Annotated in this window: 12 protein-coding genes and 1 pseudogene; 3 read left to right on the top strand and 10 right to left on the bottom strand. The window is 40.3% G+C overall.

Annotated elements, in window-relative coordinates; genetic code table 11:
* Window positions 1-281: 281 nt before the first annotated feature.
* Entirely contained in the window at window positions 282-2,813 is a 2,532-nt protein-coding gene (locus tag AAEY57_RS16880; protein ID WP_350608321.1) for a two-component system response regulator, read from the top strand.
* Window positions 2,814-3,000: 187 nt separating this feature from the next.
* A complete protein-coding gene (locus tag AAEY57_RS16875; protein ID WP_008114823.1) occupies window positions 3,001-3,204 on the top strand; it encodes a hypothetical protein in 204 nt (67 codons plus the stop codon).
* 47 nt (window positions 3,205-3,251) lie between these two features.
* On the opposite strand, the gene AAEY57_RS16870 is transcribed toward AAEY57_RS16875, so the two are convergent.
* The 7 genes from AAEY57_RS16870 to AAEY57_RS16840 form a co-directional block, all read right to left on the bottom strand.
* Window positions 3,252-4,169 (bottom strand): hydrogen peroxide-inducible genes activator, encoded by a 918-nt coding sequence (locus AAEY57_RS16870; protein ID WP_008114821.1) that lies wholly within the window; start codon window positions 4,167-4,169, stop codon window positions 3,252-3,254.
* Window positions 4,170-4,250: 81 nt separating this feature from the next.
* Entirely contained in the window at window positions 4,251-5,519 is a 1,269-nt protein-coding gene (locus AAEY57_RS16865; protein WP_350608320.1) for an inorganic phosphate transporter, read from the bottom strand.
* A 39-nt stretch (window positions 5,520-5,558) separates the two neighbouring features.
* Window positions 5,559-6,233 carry a TIGR00153 family protein gene (locus tag AAEY57_RS16860; RefSeq protein ID WP_010391736.1) on the bottom strand — a complete coding sequence of 225 codons (675 nt, stop codon included), beginning with the start codon at window positions 6,231-6,233 and terminating at the stop codon, window positions 5,559-5,561.
* 150 nt (window positions 6,234-6,383) lie between these two features.
* Window positions 6,384-7,085, bottom strand: a complete 702-nt coding sequence (phoU, locus tag AAEY57_RS16855) for a phosphate signaling complex protein PhoU (RefSeq protein ID WP_008466339.1) — start codon at window positions 7,083-7,085, stop codon at window positions 6,384-6,386.
* 44 nt (window positions 7,086-7,129) lie between these two features.
* Window positions 7,130-7,957, bottom strand: a complete 828-nt coding sequence (gene pstB / locus AAEY57_RS16850) for a phosphate ABC transporter ATP-binding protein PstB (protein WP_008114812.1) — start codon at window positions 7,955-7,957, stop codon at window positions 7,130-7,132.
* Window positions 7,958-7,976: 19 nt separating this feature from the next.
* Window positions 7,977-9,626, bottom strand: coding sequence for a phosphate ABC transporter permease PstA (pstA, locus tag AAEY57_RS16845; RefSeq protein ID WP_013465994.1), 1,650 nt, complete (start codon window positions 9,624-9,626; stop codon window positions 7,977-7,979).
* A 15-nt stretch (window positions 9,627-9,641) separates the two neighbouring features.
* Complete coding sequence (locus tag AAEY57_RS16840; RefSeq protein ID WP_024601956.1) at window positions 9,642-11,876, bottom strand: ABC transporter permease subunit; 2,235 nt, start codon at window positions 11,874-11,876, stop codon at window positions 9,642-9,644.
* 356 nt (window positions 11,877-12,232) lie between these two features.
* Here AAEY57_RS16840 and AAEY57_RS16835 point away from each other — a divergent pair, with 356 nt between their 5' ends.
* Window positions 12,233-12,739, top strand: coding sequence for a glycine cleavage system transcriptional repressor (locus AAEY57_RS16835; RefSeq protein WP_013465996.1), 507 nt, complete (start codon window positions 12,233-12,235; stop codon window positions 12,737-12,739).
* Window positions 12,740-12,809: 70 nt separating this feature from the next.
* On the opposite strand, the gene AAEY57_RS16830 is transcribed toward AAEY57_RS16835, so the two are convergent.
* The 3 genes and pseudogenes from AAEY57_RS16830 to AAEY57_RS16820 all read right to left on the bottom strand — a co-directional run.
* Complete coding sequence (locus AAEY57_RS16830; RefSeq protein ID WP_024601955.1) at window positions 12,810-13,265, bottom strand: hypothetical protein; 456 nt, start codon at window positions 13,263-13,265, stop codon at window positions 12,810-12,812.
* 144 nt (window positions 13,266-13,409) lie between these two features.
* Window positions 13,410-15,365, bottom strand: a pseudogene (locus tag AAEY57_RS16825) (efflux RND transporter permease subunit); the annotation flags it as partial.
* Window positions 15,361-15,861, bottom strand: a 501-nt coding sequence (locus tag AAEY57_RS16820; RefSeq protein ID WP_350608319.1) for an ISAs1 family transposase, incomplete at its 5' end; no start/stop codon positions are given. The pseudogene AAEY57_RS16825 and the gene AAEY57_RS16820, both read right to left, overlap by 5 nt.

The raw sequence follows: 15,861 nt of genomic DNA, 5'->3' as shown, positions 1-15,861 counted from the left end.
CCATTACTGCAAAGTATCGCCTTGATATTAAGCCCCTGTGAAGCGCTGAATTCTGCATTTTGAGGTGGTTTGGGTATTTAACTATTAGTAACGAAGCTCAAGATAACCCCTATATTCTCCCTAATTACTATTACTAATGAAGCTCAAAATATCCCTTATATTCTCCCTAATTGGCCACTAATGAACTACATTTAAAATAGCGGTTAAATACGCTTGTTCTTATGGCTAAATATCATTACTCTTACAGTTTTATGATCTGCATTTCTCGGAGTGTTACCTAAGTGGCGAAACAGCTTAAATTGCTAATATTAAATGCAAGTAATGATGAGCGCCAGACTATACGTGCCACGCTGGAGAGGCTTAGTGTGTTTGAGTTTATTGAAGCCTCAGACAGCCAAGATGCGTTAAAAATATTAAAAAACCAAAGTGTAAATATAATCATAACCGGCTTAGATGTAGGTAAAATTGATGGTTGGCGGTTTTCCCGTATGATCCGCTCTGGATTACTAAACACGCCTAAAAACACGCCTATTTTGCTAATTCCGCCGATTTATTGTGAGCGAATCGCCGAAACTACCGCACGTAGCTATGGCATAGATGCGGTACTGCCTTTTGAGCGCCAAGATATTCTGCCGCAAATACTCGCAAATGTGTTGTCGAGCCATTTAGAAAAAAGTAGTCGCTTAAACCTGTTGTTATTAGAACCCTTTGCCAGCAGGGCAAATGATATGAGTGAGCAATTAAAACTTAACTTTGCTATCACCCATGTCACAACTGAAAAAGCGGCGCTAAGTGCTTATAATCAGCAGCCTTTTGCTATCGTGCTATTGGATGCCACAGCGGCACAAGCAGAAAGCTCAAATCAATTAGTCGAAAAAATTCTGCAGCATAACCCTCAGCAAGCCATTGTTACTATTATTGACAAAAACGATGCCGATTACGCCGAGCAGTTATTACTTTCAGGCGTTACCGACTTTATTCGCGCCCCTTACGACCCCTCATTTTTAAATAAAGTCTGTGACCACGCAGCTCGTCGTGAAGACTTTATGGTCAGCTATGCTGAGTTTGCCAATAAAGTGCAGCAATTAAGTATTAGTGAAGTAAAGTATCGCGACCTGTTTTCAGCACATCAACGTATTTTATTGCACCTAAATACCGTGGTGCTTGAGCTAGACCAGCAAGGCAATATTCGCTTTATAAACCCTGCATGGGAGTCTTTGAGTGGTTTTGGGGTTAAATTGACCTTGAAACAGCCATTAACTGCATTTTGTACCAAAGAGTATAAACAGTCGTTACAATCCACTATTGATGACATTTTACAAGGTGGCGCAAATAAACAAAAAATAGAAGTTAAACTGCAACAAAAAAACGGCAATTCGGTGTGGGTTGAATGCCGCCTCCAGCTAATAAAAAATAGCAGTAATAACGCGACCATTACCGCCACACTCGATAATATTCATGAGCGTAAGCAAGCTGAGCTTCAATTACGCCATTTAGCATTGCATGACACCTTAACAGGACTACACAACCGTTATTATTTTGACCAACAACTTAACTATATTTGCCAAAGCGAAAATACCTATGCAAATATTGAGCATGCGCTTATTTATATCGATCTTGATCACTTTAAAATAATCAACGACAGTAAAGGCCACCAACAAGGCGATATTGTTTTAAAAGAAGTGGCACAACTGTTTATTGGCAATATTAGTAATGAGCACCTGATCTGCCGTGTGGGTGGCGATGAGTTTGCGGTGATCCTTAAAAACACCAATTTATTAGATGCACATTTAATCGCAGAGGGGATTTGTAGTGCCATTGAGGGCAATCAATTTAAGTCAGAAGATCAAGTGTATTCAATTAGCTGCTCTATTGGCTTAACACAAATTACTGCTGATAACTGCGACCCTAATGAATGTTTAAAGCAATCAGATATTGCGTTATATATTGCTAAAAATTTAGGCCGTAACTTAGTACATTGTTATTCAAAACAAGATGGTGAAAACAATGCGCTGCAAACGGGCTTAGAATGGGGTCATGGTGTACGCCAAGCTCTACAACAAGACAGTATAGAACTTCATTATCAACCCATTTGGGACTTTAAAACTAATCAGGTTGCTTACTTTGAAGTACTACTGAGATTAAAGCTCGACGACGAACTTATTTACCCAAATCAATTTATTCCCTCATTGGAAATGCTTAACGACATCTTTTTAATGGATCAATGTGTTATTCGTAACAGTATTGCGAGTGTTGCTGCGCACCCAGAGCTTCTTCAGGTTGCAATAAATTTATCGGCACAATCATTTTTAGATGAGCGTTTACTGCCGTTAATAGAGTCGAGCCTCGAAAAATATCAAGTGCCTCCGTCAAAAATTATTTTTGAAATAACCGAATCGGCTAGCATTAATAATTTGGCTGCCACTCGTAAAATGATTGAACGGTTAAATAATTTAGGCTGCCACTTTTCGATTGATGACTTTGGTACCGGATTTAGTACCTTTAATTATCTTAAACAATTACCAGCCCAACATGTAAAAATTGACGGCTCATTTGTCCGCGATATGCTTAACGACTCCATTGATTTAGCGCTAGTAAAAGCTATAAACGATATCAGTCGGTCACTAGATAAGCGCTCTGTGGCTGAATATGTGGAAACCGCTGAAGTATTTTTTGCACTCAAAGAAATAGGCGTAGACTACGGGCAAGGCTATTTTATTGCTCGCCCTGTCCCTATCGACAAGGTACTGATTGAATTAGAAAAAATAAAGAACAACCCTATTTTTTATCAAGATACCCTCACATCACTATAAACATTAATAAACAAATTTAAGCAATTTATTACTACCAAAATTGCCCATCTAACCTATACTTTGCTTATCGGCAGCACAATGTCATGAAAATTAAGTGATTACCTTGATTTTACATGACATCTTTATTTCTTATCGTCTAGATGTCTATACTCTTAAAGATGGACATTTGGTCATAAGGAGGATGTTTATGACGCAACTAATCACGTTATTATTGTTTATACACTTTGCTATTGCGCTTCAATGTTACAAGTATGCCCAGATTAAAGGCTACCCTGTAAAAACCTTTACAGTGCTTGGACTGGTGCCTTACTTCAATGTTGTTGTGTGGGTTTACTTATTGTTTTTACCACCTCTAGAGAGCTACCATGGCCAGCACAAGCAGCCACTTTAATTCCCTGTGTTATTGAGCGTATTATCTCTAATACGCTTTTTTTTACGTTACTTAAAATCAACACTGCACTGCTTTTTCAAAAAGACCTCTAACTGTTGGCTAAACAATTTAAAGTCACGAATCCGCCCCGTTGTTTTGCGCCACAGTACACCAATATCACGATAGGCATCACCTTGTGATGGCGTAGCAAGCATGTTTTTGTTTTCTAAAATACCCGCGTTAATCGCCATTTGCGGTAAAAAAGTCACGCCAAGTTTGTACTCAACCATACTCAATAAAGTATGTAAGCTAGCTGCCTCAAAGGGATTTATACAGCTAGAGCGGTTTAAATGACACGCACTGAGCGCATGCCCAGTCATACAGTGCTCTCGCTCAAGTAAAAATACACTCGCTTCTGGTAGTAAATTAAAGTCTTTAATGCCTTTAGCTGGTGTGTAGTCTTTATGGTGCACTAAGCTAAAATGATCTTGTGCAAGTACTTGAGTATGAAATTTATCGGTTTCGTAGGGCAGCGCTAATAGTGCCAAGTCAATTTGCCCATGCTCTAACTTATCAAGTAGCTTGTCGCTGGTATCCTCCACTAAAACTAACTCTAAGTCAGCAAACGTTTGCTGACAAAAGTGATAAAGAGGCGCTGCAATAAAGCTCGCAATCGTGGGAATAACACCGACCGTTAATGTGCCGCTAAGCGGCGTTAAAAAGCTTTTGGTAAGCTCTTTTAAGCTAATAGTGTCGTTAATGATTTTTCTTGAACGCTCAACAACCTCTTCACCAATGGTGGTAAACATAAGGCTGCGATTTTCTCGTTCTATAAGCTGACACCCTAAGGTCTCTTCTAAATTTTGAATTGCGGTGCTCAGCGTTGACTGGCCAATAAAGCAGGCACTTGCTGCGCGGCCAAAATGTTGATGCTGATGCACAGCTAATAAATACTGTAGCTGCTTTATACTAGGGAGATTGGTCATTTTTCTTTCCACAAATAAAAAGACCCCAACACCAAGGGCGTTGAGATCTTTTCAAGCTAAAAGTCTTTTAAGTACTTTTTATTAAACCCCAAAAGCGGTTCTTAGTACGTAGAAAATAACAATAGCAAGGGCAGCACCAACTGGCAATGTAATTACCCAAGAAACTACAATATTTCTTATTACACCCATATTAAGTGCGGCAATACCACGTGCCATTCCTACACCCAACACGGCACCCACTAGGGTTTGTGTAGTTGAGATAGGTAAGCCTGTGCCCGATGCAATAACAACGGTAGATGCAGCGGCTAATTCAGCAGCAAAACCACGGCTTGGTGTTAAATGTGTAATTCCTTCACCAATGGTTTTAATTACTTTTTTGCCTAAAATAGCAAGACCGGCAACAATGCCTAAACCACCCAGTGGTAATATCCACCAAGCAATAGCCGCTTTCTTCGCGATTTCACCATTATTTTCAACAATGTTAACAACAGCAGCTAGTGGTCCAATTGCATTAGCAACATCATTAGAACCATGAGCAAATGCCATACAACAGGCTGTTAGCACCATAAGTACTGCAAACACTTTTTCTACATTGTTAAACTGCATTTCTCTATCCGCTTTAGGATCGATATTTAAACGAGAAATCGTAATTTTACCAATAACAGCAACTAGTATCGCTATACCAATAGAAATAGCAAAACCTTCAAAGGTACCTAAATTAATACCAATGTGCTTTAAGCCCTTTTTAATGGTCACAAGTGCCATAATAAAGCCAGCTAACCCCATATATATTGGGACAAAGCGTTTTGCATTTTTAAGTGGAGCGTCGGTGTCAAAAATCAGCTTTTGCGCACTCATAAATATTAAGTACGCTATAAAACCTGATATCGCTGGCGTTACAACCCAGCTACCTACAATACCGGCAACTTTACCCCATTGAATAGCCTCTGTACCTACTGCAACTAGAGCAAAACCAATAATAGCGCCAATGATTGAATGAGTCGTCGATACCGGCCAGCCTAAAAACGAGGCCATTAATAACCAACTGCCTGCGGCGAATAAAGAGGCGATCATACCTAAAACCATCAGCTCAGGAATATCGGCAAATGGGGCCGCATCAATAATCCCTTTACGAATTGTTGATGTTACTTCACCACCCGCTAAATAAGCACCTGCGAACTCAAAAATCATCGCGATAAAAATCGCTTGTTTAATGGTAAGTGCTTTTGAACCTACTGATGTACCCATCGCGTTGGCAACGTCGTTTGCGCCAATACCATAAGCCATAAAAAAGCCGACTGCTGCGGCAATTAAAATTAATACCGTGCCGTAAGATGCAATGATATCCATTGTGTAACCTTAATCTTTCGTGTTTGAACTGATTTTAAATTAACGAGCTAACATCAGCTCAAGACGTGATCCTACGCGCTCTGCAATATCTGCAAGCTCGCCAACCCATTCAATGATTTTGTATAAAAACATCACATCAACTGGATTTAGCTCACTTTCTACTTTACGTAGTTGGCGGCGTATTCTAATTTGCATTTCATCCGTGTCTTGTTCTATGGCATCCAATTCTACGAGCATTTTTTCAACCAGAGTTACTTCTCTGCCTTTAAAGCCCGTTTCTAACAATTCTTCTAACTCATTGATCGCTTTAGATGCTTGTTTAGTTGCATCAACACAACGAGTTACGTATGCCAAAAAGTCTTCTTGAATCTCTTTTGGTATGATCATCTCACGACCAATTACACGCCCAGCAATGTCTTTTGCCTTGTTAGCAATTTTGTCTTGTTGGGTTACTAATTCGAGCAGATCTGTACGCTCTACCGGCATAAATAATCCGCCAGGTAATTGTAAACGTATAGTTCTTTTCATTTCATCAGCTTCACGTTCTATATTACGAATGGTTAAACGTAGCTCTTCAGCTTGTTGCCATTCTTCTTTAAAAACATGATTAAAAAAAGGTATCAAACTTTCGCTTGCTTGATGCGCTTTTCTGATGTGTTCTTCTATTGGTTTTATAGGTGATTTTGCAAAAACACCTAAAAAATTTGTTGGCATAACTGACCCTTTAATCAATTCAATATGCTGTTCAGCGTGAATTTTACAGCATTAAGCTAGATTGTGAACGCTTTTTCTCATTCAATTATTTACAAAAAATAAAAAAGGCAGTGTATTACTGCCTTTCTTATTTTCTAGTTATTCGTATCACTACAGTGATTTTTCAATATCTTCTTGAGATGTATGACGAATATCTTTTCCATTTACAAAATAGATAATATATTCAGCGATGTTTTGACAGCGATCACCGATGCGCTCTAATGAGCGAACAGACCATACTAAATCCATAATTTTTGGAATTGAGCGCGGATCTTCCATCATGTAAGTCATTATTTGACGGGTGATTGCTTCATATTCCCTATCCACTTTGGCATCCTCTTTATGCACTTCAAATGCACGTTGCACATCCATACGTGCAAATGCATCTAAAACGTCATGCAACATTTTAGATACTTGGCGTCCCATATTTTCGATATTTACTAATAAATCTTGTTGATCCTTAGTAAATGAGTCTAGTGCAACTTTAGCAATTCGCTTAGCTTCATCACCAATTCGCTCTAAATCGGCAATGGTTTTTGCAATTGCCACCACTAAACGCAGGTCGCTAGCCGCTGGCTGACGACGCGCGATAATGCGAGTACAGTCTTCATCAATACTCACTTCCATTGCATTAACTTTATAATCATTCTCACGCACTTTTTGTGCTAGTACCGCATCGTTTTGACTTACCGCATCAAGGGCACTATTTAGTTGCTGCTCAACCAGTCCACCCATGCTTAGCACATGGTTACGGACATCTTCTAGTTCTTGATTAAAACGACCAGAAATATGTTTATTAATGTTGTGTTCCATAATGACCTTCTTTAATAATTCATTGTTTTAGCGTTTTAACCCGACTAGCCGTAGCGTCCGGTAATATAATCTTCAGTTTTTTTCTTCGTTGGTGTGGTAAATAACGTATTGGTATCTGAATACTCAATGAGCTCACCCATATACATAAACGCGGTTTGATCAGATACCCGCGCTGCTTGTTGCATGTTATGAGTAACAATAACCACAGTAAATTTATTCTTTAAATCATTAATTAGTTCTTCAATCACTAAAGTTGAAATCGGGTCGAGTGCTGATGTTGGTTCATCAAGTAATAATACTTCTGGCTCTATCGCAATTGAGCGAGCAATAACTAAACGCTGCTGCTGACCGCCCGATAAACCAAATGCGCTATCGTGAAGTCTGTCTTTTACTTCATCCCAAAGAGCCGCACCACGTAGCGATTGCTCTACCACTTCATCAAGCTTACGCTTTTCTTTAATCCCTTGCAGGCGAAGACCGTAAACCACATTCTCGTAGATTGATTTAGGAAACGGGTTTGGACGCTGAAACACCATGCCAACATTACGACGAAGCGCAGCAACATCTACGCTTTTGTCGTAAATATTTTGCCCGTGCAGCATTATTTCGCCTTCTATGCGACAAATATCAACCAAGTCATTCATACGGTTAATACAACGCAGCAAAGTTGACTTACCACAACCCGACGGACCGATAAATGCCGTTACTTGGCCTTTCGGAATGTTCATATTTACTTTACTCAGTGCTTGTTTATCACCGTAGTAAAGGTCGAGATCTTTAATTTCTAGCGCTTTTTGTTCGTCTGTTAAATTATTTAAATCTAACTTCAAGCTTGGCTTTGCTTGGTTTACTTTTGGAGCGACTGTAATCATGTTTGTTACCTATACTAAATTAATGCTCAAGCGATCTGAATTTTTCACGTAAATGGTTGCGTATACCAATGGCGGTGATGTTAAGGGTAATAATAACCGACACTAACAAAAAGGCCGTTGCATATACCAGCGGACGCGCCGCTTCAACGTTCGGGCTTTGAAAGCCAACATCGTAAATATGAAAACCTAAGTGCATGAACTTTCTATCTAAGTGTATGTAAGGGAAGTTACCATCAAGCGGCAACGTTGGTGCCATTTTTACCACACCCACCAGCATAAGCGGTGCAACTTCACCCGCAGCACGAGCAACCGCTAAAATTAACCCCGTCATAATAGCAGGGCTGGCCATAGGAATAATGATTCGCCATAACGTTTCTACCTTAGTCGCACCCAGTGCTAATGAACCATCGCGCACTGTACTAGGAATACGAGATAAACCTTCTTCGGTTGACACTATTACCACAGGCAACGTTAATATAGCCAAGGTAAGTGCCGACCACATCACGCCAGGTGTACCAAATACAGGCGTAGGCGATGACTCTGGGTAAAATAGTTGGTCAACACTGCCACCTACCATATACACAAAGAAACCTAGACCGAATACACCATATACAATTGACGGAACACCCGCTAAGTTAATAACCGCAATACGGATCATTTTAGTAATTGCGTTTTTAGCTGCATATTCATGCAAATAAATGGCGGCAACCACACCAAATGGCGTCACAATCACAGCCATTAACATCACCATGAATACCGTACCAAAGATAGCAGGAAATACACCGCCTTCGGTATTGGCTTCACGTGGGTCATCTGAAACAAACTTGCCTAACTGCACAAAGTAATGGCCTAGTTTAGCAAAAAAGCCCATATCGTTTGGAAACCATACATCCAACACTTGATAAAGCGGGATAGTAACAATCTCACCACGCATATCTTTCACAGTTACTTGGTCACGCTTAGCTTGGTTACGCAGTGCAAATAACTCTTTTTCAAGCTCACCATATTGCGCACGTAAATCAGCACGGGCTTGAGCAAGTTCAGCTACGCGCTCATCAGTTAGCTCGTTATCAAGCAAATAGGCTTTTTCCTGCAAACGTAAACGCTCTAACTCGTAGTTTATATGACCAATATCACCATTTTGTAAATCCAGTGCTTCGTCATTTAAGTCAACCGCACGCTCTACAAGATCATGTAATGTTTCAACTTTATCTGTAGTTATTGTTTCACCGTCTTTGATTACTGATTCTACATAACCGTAAAAGTTACCGTTTTTGCTACGCTCAAATACCGCGAGTGCTTTTGGTGCTGAGCTTTGTGTAATATCAGTTTCAAGTATCCAGCGAAAGTCTAAATCTACATACTCACGGTTACCGGTTTTAATTAGTAAACGCTCAACCTCGTCTTTTTCAAATTTAGAAACATCAATACCGGTTGCCGCTAAACGCGACTTAGGTACTAATTCACGGTCGTAAATTTCACCAATAACGGTTTGTTTAGTAATCGAGCCTTCAAGCTCATATTGCATAACTTGAGATGGCCAAAAAAAGCTTAATCCCTTCCATGCAATCATGGCGAGTAAACCAATTACTGAAATTAAACTGATGCTGACGGCACCACCGGTCATCCAAATCCAAGGAGAACCAGACCTAAACCACTGCTTTACCATGTCGTGTTTCTCCACTTACATTGAGCTATATTTTTCACGCAGCTGCTGACGAACAAATTCAGCAACGGTGTTGAAAATAAAGGTAAATATGAATAATACAAAGGCGGCTAAGAATAGAATTCGATAATGCGAACTCCCCACTTCCGACTCTGGCATTTCGACGGCAATATTAGCGGCTAAGGTACGCATACCTTGGAAAATACTCCAATCCATAATCGGCGTATTACCGGTTGCCATCAGTACAATCATGGTTTCGCCTACGGCGCGACCTAACCCCATCATGACCGCAGAGAAAATACCTGGGCTAGCCGTAAGTAACACCACGCGAATTAGCGTTTGCCACTGCGTTGCACCTAATGCTAACGATCCATTGGATAAATGCTTAGGAACGCTGAATACCGCATCTTCCGCAATTGAGAAGATAGTAGGAATAACCGCAAAGCCCATCGCAATACCAACCACAAGCGAGTTACGCTGATCGAAAGTCATACCAAGCTCATTGGTTAAGTATTGACGCACATTGCCATCAAACATCCACAGTTCAATACTTTCGCTCATCGCAAATGACAACCAACCAATAAATAACACCACAGGAATTAATAAAATTGAATGTGAGCCTTCAGGAATTTTATGGCGAATAGCTGCAGGTAATTTAGTCCAACCTAAAGCGGTTGCTAAAATACCTAATGGCAGTAATACGAGTAAGCCAACAATAGCCGGCAGGTGCTCTTCAATTAAAGGCGCTAACCACAAGCCAGCTAAAAAGCCGAGTATTACCGTTGGCAAAGCTTCCATTATTTCAACGGTCGGCTTAACTACGCGACGTAATTCGCTCGACATAAAGTAAGCGGTGTAAATAGCGGCTGAAATAGCAATAGGCACAGCAAATAACATTGCATACATAGCAGCCTTTAAAGTACCAAATGAAATTGGTACCAGTGAGAACTTAGATTCAAAATCATCACTTGCAGACGTTGATTGCCAAATATAACCCGGCTCAGGGTAACCCTCGTACCATACTTCTTGCCAAAGCGCTGACCACGTTACTTCTGGGTGTTCGTTATGAATTTCTAATACCGTTAGCTTGTTATCAGCCAAAATCAATGCCGCATTTGAACGCGGAGCAATAGCAAACTGTTCAATTGCACCTTCACTGACTTTACCTTGCCACAACTTTGCTTCACTGGTTGTGTAATAAACACCTAGCTCACCATTTTGACCCGTTGTAAAAAAGGTACGGCGGTAGAATTCAGTAAAAACATTGAGCTTACTTTGCTTAGTGGTTTCAAACGAACGAATTTTTTGAAACTCGCGACCTGAGTCAGTGTTTACTTCAAACCACTGCGATATTTCACCATTATCATTGGCCAACATCAGGGAGTTAGCACCAGCTAATAATTGTGATGACACAATATTAGCGTTTTCTTCGTTGGCAGATAATAATTGGATTTGCTCTACTTCACTTGGGTAGCGAGTATCGAATACGTAAATTTGATTAGCAGAGCGAACAAATGTGCGGGTGGTATCCGGCGACATTAATAACTCATCTACGCGACCATCAACGTTCAATTCGGTACGTTCAACTTGCCATTCGACTTCACCGGTAAACATATTTTCTTCGGCTACAAAGCTGCTAAATACCACACGTTTATCGGCGGTAAGTGCCACAACGGCTGTTTTGTCCTCATAATGGCTAAAGGCAAAACGCTTAATAGCAGCACCTTGTTCATCAACTTCTAACGCCATCTCACCCAATGGATAACCTAAACGCGGGCTTAATTTACGTTCATTATTAGGGAAGGTGACTAAAAACTTAGGCGCAACAATAGTCACGGTGCCATTTTCTAAGCCATACGCATAATGACCTTGAAAAGGAGCACTATTTGCAAAGCTGGTTACCTTCGCAGGTAAAGTGGCATTAAGTGTTTTTAGTTTTTTACCAAAGTTTGCTTTATCAACACTATAGAAGTTAACTTGGCCTTGATTATCAAGTAAGTAAGCAACCTCAGTTTGCTCTTCAACACCAAGCCCAACTATTTGCTCAGCATTAGCAACATTAAAGCTAGCGCGCTTTTCAACTTTAGCTGACTCGAAAATAGGCTGCACTACATAAAGAAGGTAAAAAAAGATCAATAGCAGTGCTATTAATACCATTATACCGCCTGCGGTTATGCCAAACTTAGCAAACCGGTCTTTAAATAGACGGCTTCGATCCGTATTAAAAGTCGGTTTATTCGGATTTGAAGTCATCAAAACACCCTTATATCTTAACGTTGGGCGCATTATATTTCATCAAAGTGACAGTAATGTTACAGTCGTAATAATTCTTTACTGGAACCACAAAATAATATTAAAGTATTATTTTATTAAATAATTGTATTTATTTATGTGTTATTAATAAACTAAATCAATTATTAATTGGACAAACTATTTATCCAAGACAATACTCAATGGGCATCTAATATAACAATAATAAAGTAACCTATTAAGATATAACAATCCTTTTGTGGTTAGCTTTTACATACATTAAGAATCACATACATTAGATCGCATCACTTAATGCCTATGCATTTATTTTTTCATTTGGGCTTAAAAAGAGAACTATTATGAAGCAGTTGGTAATAACCATTTTAGGGGAAGATCGCCCCGGTTTAGTAGAAAGTATTTCATCGGTTATATTGGAAAACCACGGTAATTGGTTAAGCAGTAATTTAAGTCATTTGCTTGGCCACTTTGCTGGCATTATACAAGTTGAGGTGGCTGAAGAGCATTTACAGGCATTTCAAGATGCGCTTAATGGGCTTCCTAAATTAGATGTTCGTATTGAAAAAGGCAACACCGAAATTGAGCCTGTTGAACTCGAGCAGCTTAATTTTGTGATCACCGGGAACGATCGCCCCGGTATAGTCCAGGAGTTGGCAAGTGTTATTCGTCATAAAGGCGCTAATATTACGAACTTAAACTCAAGGCAGCAAAGTGCGCCAAACTGGGGGGTGCCAATTTTTAGTGCCGTTGCCACCGTCAGCCTGCCTAATGGGCTTAACAAAGACGAAGTAATTAACGCTCTTGAGTCAATTACGAGTGACTTAGTGGTTGATGTAGAGCAAAGTTAAATGTGCTCTATTATTTTACACACGAAAAAGGCGCTTATTACAGCGCCTTTTTTATGCGTAACACTTGTTGCTACATATCTGCATGACGATTAATGCTTTGTATCATTTGCTTTAATCCTTGCTCTTCAAGTTGCAACAGCTCACTTAGTTTTTCTTGAGCCTCAGGTGATTGTGCTTTATCAGCCAAATAACTATATGCGTTCAATACTTTTTGATGCTGCTTTGATAAGTATTCTTGAATTACTTGCTCATCTAATTGGTTACTGCGATCTAAATCAGTAAAGTTAATAATTTCTGAGTGCTCTGAAAAATATTCATAACAATACGTATCTAATGTGTTTATTTGCGTGATGGCTTTAAAGCCAATTAAATCCTCAGCGAGCTTTTTTTCATACTCAACACAATAATCAATTAGCTGTTTGTTATGCTCCCCGAGTAGGTCCTTTACACTAAAAAAATTAGCGGCCATTTGTGTGTGAAATTGAACGGTCCAATCGAACACTTCTTGGATTGTTTTAACTTGCATGTGCGTTCCTTACTATTTAACCCTAATGATTAAATAGATGCGTGAATCATGCCAATAAAAAACACAATAAAATCAGCAGGTAAAGTAAAGATGGGTAACTTGCACTGATTTTTTACAGTACAAGTTACACAACCAGTGTAAAAATTATAGGTTTCGCTTTCGCCATAATAAATACACAGCAGGCAATACCAGCAATGTTAAAACAATGGCGCTAAACATACCGCCAACCATGGGGGCGGCTATTCGACTCATTACTTCACTCCCCGTGCCTGTGCCATATAAAACAGGTAACAGGCCAATCACTATGGTTGCTACCGTCATCATTACCGGGCGAACGCGCAAACCGGCGCCTTCTAATATGGCATGCTTAAGCTGCTCAATACTCATGCTTTTTCCTAATTGAGAGGCGGCCTGTACCTGCGCTTTATACGCTTGATTTAAATACACCAACATAATAACGCCTATTTCTACGGCCACCCCAGCAAGGGCAATAAAGCCGACCCCCACAGCAACAGAGAAATTAAAGCCTTCTAAATACATGAGCCAAATACCCCCTATCATCGCCAGTGGTAATGTCGCCATAATAATAAATACTTCAGTGAAGCTTCTAAAATTCAGGTAAAGCAGTACCACAATAATGGCTAAGGTTAACGGCAACACATAACTCAGTTTGGCTTTGGCACGCTCCATGTATTCATATTGCCCTGCCCAAGTTATAGAATACCCTGCGGGTAAAATTAGCTGCTCGTTTAGTAACTGCTGAGCACTTTCTACGTAGCTGCCAATGTCAGTATCTTTAATATCAATAAAGCTCCAACCATTTAAACGGGCATTTTCACTTTTTATGCCAGGAGGGCCATCGCTAATGTATACATCAGCCACGTCGGCAAGTGCAATGCGTTGCCCAGCAGGGGTTACAATAGGCAGCAGCATTAACTCCTCTGGGGAGTCACGGTACGCTTGCGGATAACGAATATTTACTGGGTAGCGCTCTTGACCCTCAACCGTTTCAGTCACATTCATGCCACCAATAGCGGTTGCGACTACTTGTTGCACATCAGCAATATTTAAACTGTAGCGCGCTGCTTTTTCACGGTTAATATCTACCTTAATATAACGCCCACCCGCTACACGCTCTGAGTAAACAGACGCCGTACCGGGAAGATCTTTAAGTAATACCTCTATTTGTTGACCTATTTTTTGAATTTCATTCAAATTAGGGCCCGCGACTTTTATACCCACAGGGGTTTTAATCCCTGTAGCCAGCATATCTATCCGCGTTTTAATTGGCATTACCCAAGCGTTTGTGAGTCCTGGGAGCTTTACTAAAGCATCCAGCTCTTGCTTGAGCTTTTCAGTGGTCATGCCTTCGCGCCACTGCTCCTTAGGCTTAAACTGTATAAAGGTTTCAATCATGGTCAGTGGTGCCGGATCGGTTGCCGTTTCCGCTCGTCCAATTTTACCAAATACGGTTTTTACCTCGGGCACAGTGGCAATCAATTTATCGGTTTGCTGCAATAGCTCGCGCGCTTTACCTATTGAAATTCCTGGGTAAGTAGTCGGCATATACATTAGATCACCTTCATCAAGAGGTGGAATAAATTCACTGCCTATTTTATTTACCGGATAAAAGCCCACTAAAGTGATAATCAGTGCCACTAACAAGGTGCTTTTGGGGAATTTTAAGACTGTGTTTAACAGTGGCTTATAACTATTTACCAGTAAACGGTTAACTGGGTTTTTATTTTCAGATATCACCTTACCCCGAATGAAATAACCCATCAGCACGGGTACTAAGGTAATTGCTAAGCCAGCAGAAGCTGCCATTGCATAGGTTTTTGTGTACGCTAATGGCGCAAACATTCGCCCTTCCTGAGCTTCTAAAATAAATACCGGCATAAAGCTCACGGTAATGATTAATAAGCTAAAAAATAACGCAGGCCCAACTTCACTGGCAGAGTCAATCACCACTTGCCAACGGTTTTCATCTGTTAGCGGTTTTTTCTCCATATGCTTGTGCATGTTTTCAATCATCACAATCGCACCATCAGTCATAGCACCAATCGCAATAGCAATCCCGCCTAATGACACACGGCTAGCGCATTTTAATCCCAGATTCTAACAGGGTTGAGCGATAATCATCGTCTAGCCCTGCCATTTTCTTTTTTCTCGCCATACTGGCTGTTTTAGTTGTATCTTGTTTAAATAACGCCATGGCTATTTTTCTCATTACGTTAAAAACAAGGGGTCCTTGCTTCTTACGGATTCTTGATTCATCTTCCCTAAAGTTCATATCCAACATCCAATGCATACTTTCAACCTGCCAGTGGCTTCGTACCGCATTAAGTGCTTGCTCCGCACCTAACGCTAACGAACTAATATACCAACGCGTTTCTATCGTGTCTGTACCTGATGATTTATCGTGAACCTCAGCGGTTACTTGAATAACACTCTTTAAGCCAGACCATTGGTAGATTTTATCTAACCAGCTTTTATCAATAAGCAATTGCTGACAAACTCTTGTTTCAATGCGCCCATGCCCTGAGCTTATTTCGGTATGTTTATCATAGTTGCTATTGGTCAATCCTTCGCGCTC

This window comes from Pseudoalteromonas sp. MER144-MNA-CIBAN-0113 (genome assembly GCF_040308965.1).
GTDB classification, from domain to species: domain Bacteria; phylum Pseudomonadota; class Gammaproteobacteria; order Enterobacterales; family Alteromonadaceae; genus Pseudoalteromonas; species Pseudoalteromonas tetraodonis.
Note: the sequence above shows the minus strand (reverse complement) of the source record. Positions and strands in the feature narration are given on the sequence as shown.

Bases quoted from the DNA above. Each gene is read 5' to 3' on its own strand.
- pstA (WP_013465994.1), bottom strand. From the start codon at position 9,626: ATGGTAAAGCAGTGGTTTAGGTCTGGTTCTCCTTGGATTTGGATGACC.
- AAEY57_RS16840 (WP_024601956.1), bottom strand. From the start codon at position 11,876: ATGACTTCAAATCCGAATAAACCGACTTTTAATACGGATCGAAGCCGT.
- pstB (WP_008114812.1), bottom strand. From the start codon at position 7,957: ATGATTACAGTCGCTCCAAAAGTAAACCAAGCAAAGCCAAGCTTGAAG.
- phoU (WP_008466339.1), bottom strand. From the start codon at position 7,085: ATGGAACACAACATTAATAAACATATTTCTGGTCGTTTTAATCAAGAA.
- AAEY57_RS16870 (WP_008114821.1), bottom strand. From the start codon at position 4,169: ATGACCAATCTCCCTAGTATAAAGCAGCTACAGTATTTATTAGCTGTG.
- AAEY57_RS16835 (WP_013465996.1), top strand. From the start codon at position 12,233: ATGAAGCAGTTGGTAATAACCATTTTAGGGGAAGATCGCCCCGGTTTA.
- AAEY57_RS16830 (WP_024601955.1), bottom strand. From the start codon at position 13,265: ATGCAAGTTAAAACAATCCAAGAAGTGTTCGATTGGACCGTTCAATTT.
- AAEY57_RS16860 (WP_010391736.1), bottom strand. From the start codon at position 6,233: ATGCCAACAAATTTTTTAGGTGTTTTTGCAAAATCACCTATAAAACCA.
- AAEY57_RS16865 (WP_350608320.1), bottom strand. From the start codon at position 5,519: ATGGATATCATTGCATCTTACGGCACGGTATTAATTTTAATTGCCGCA.
- AAEY57_RS16875 (WP_008114823.1), top strand. From the start codon at position 3,001: ATGACGCAACTAATCACGTTATTATTGTTTATACACTTTGCTATTGCG.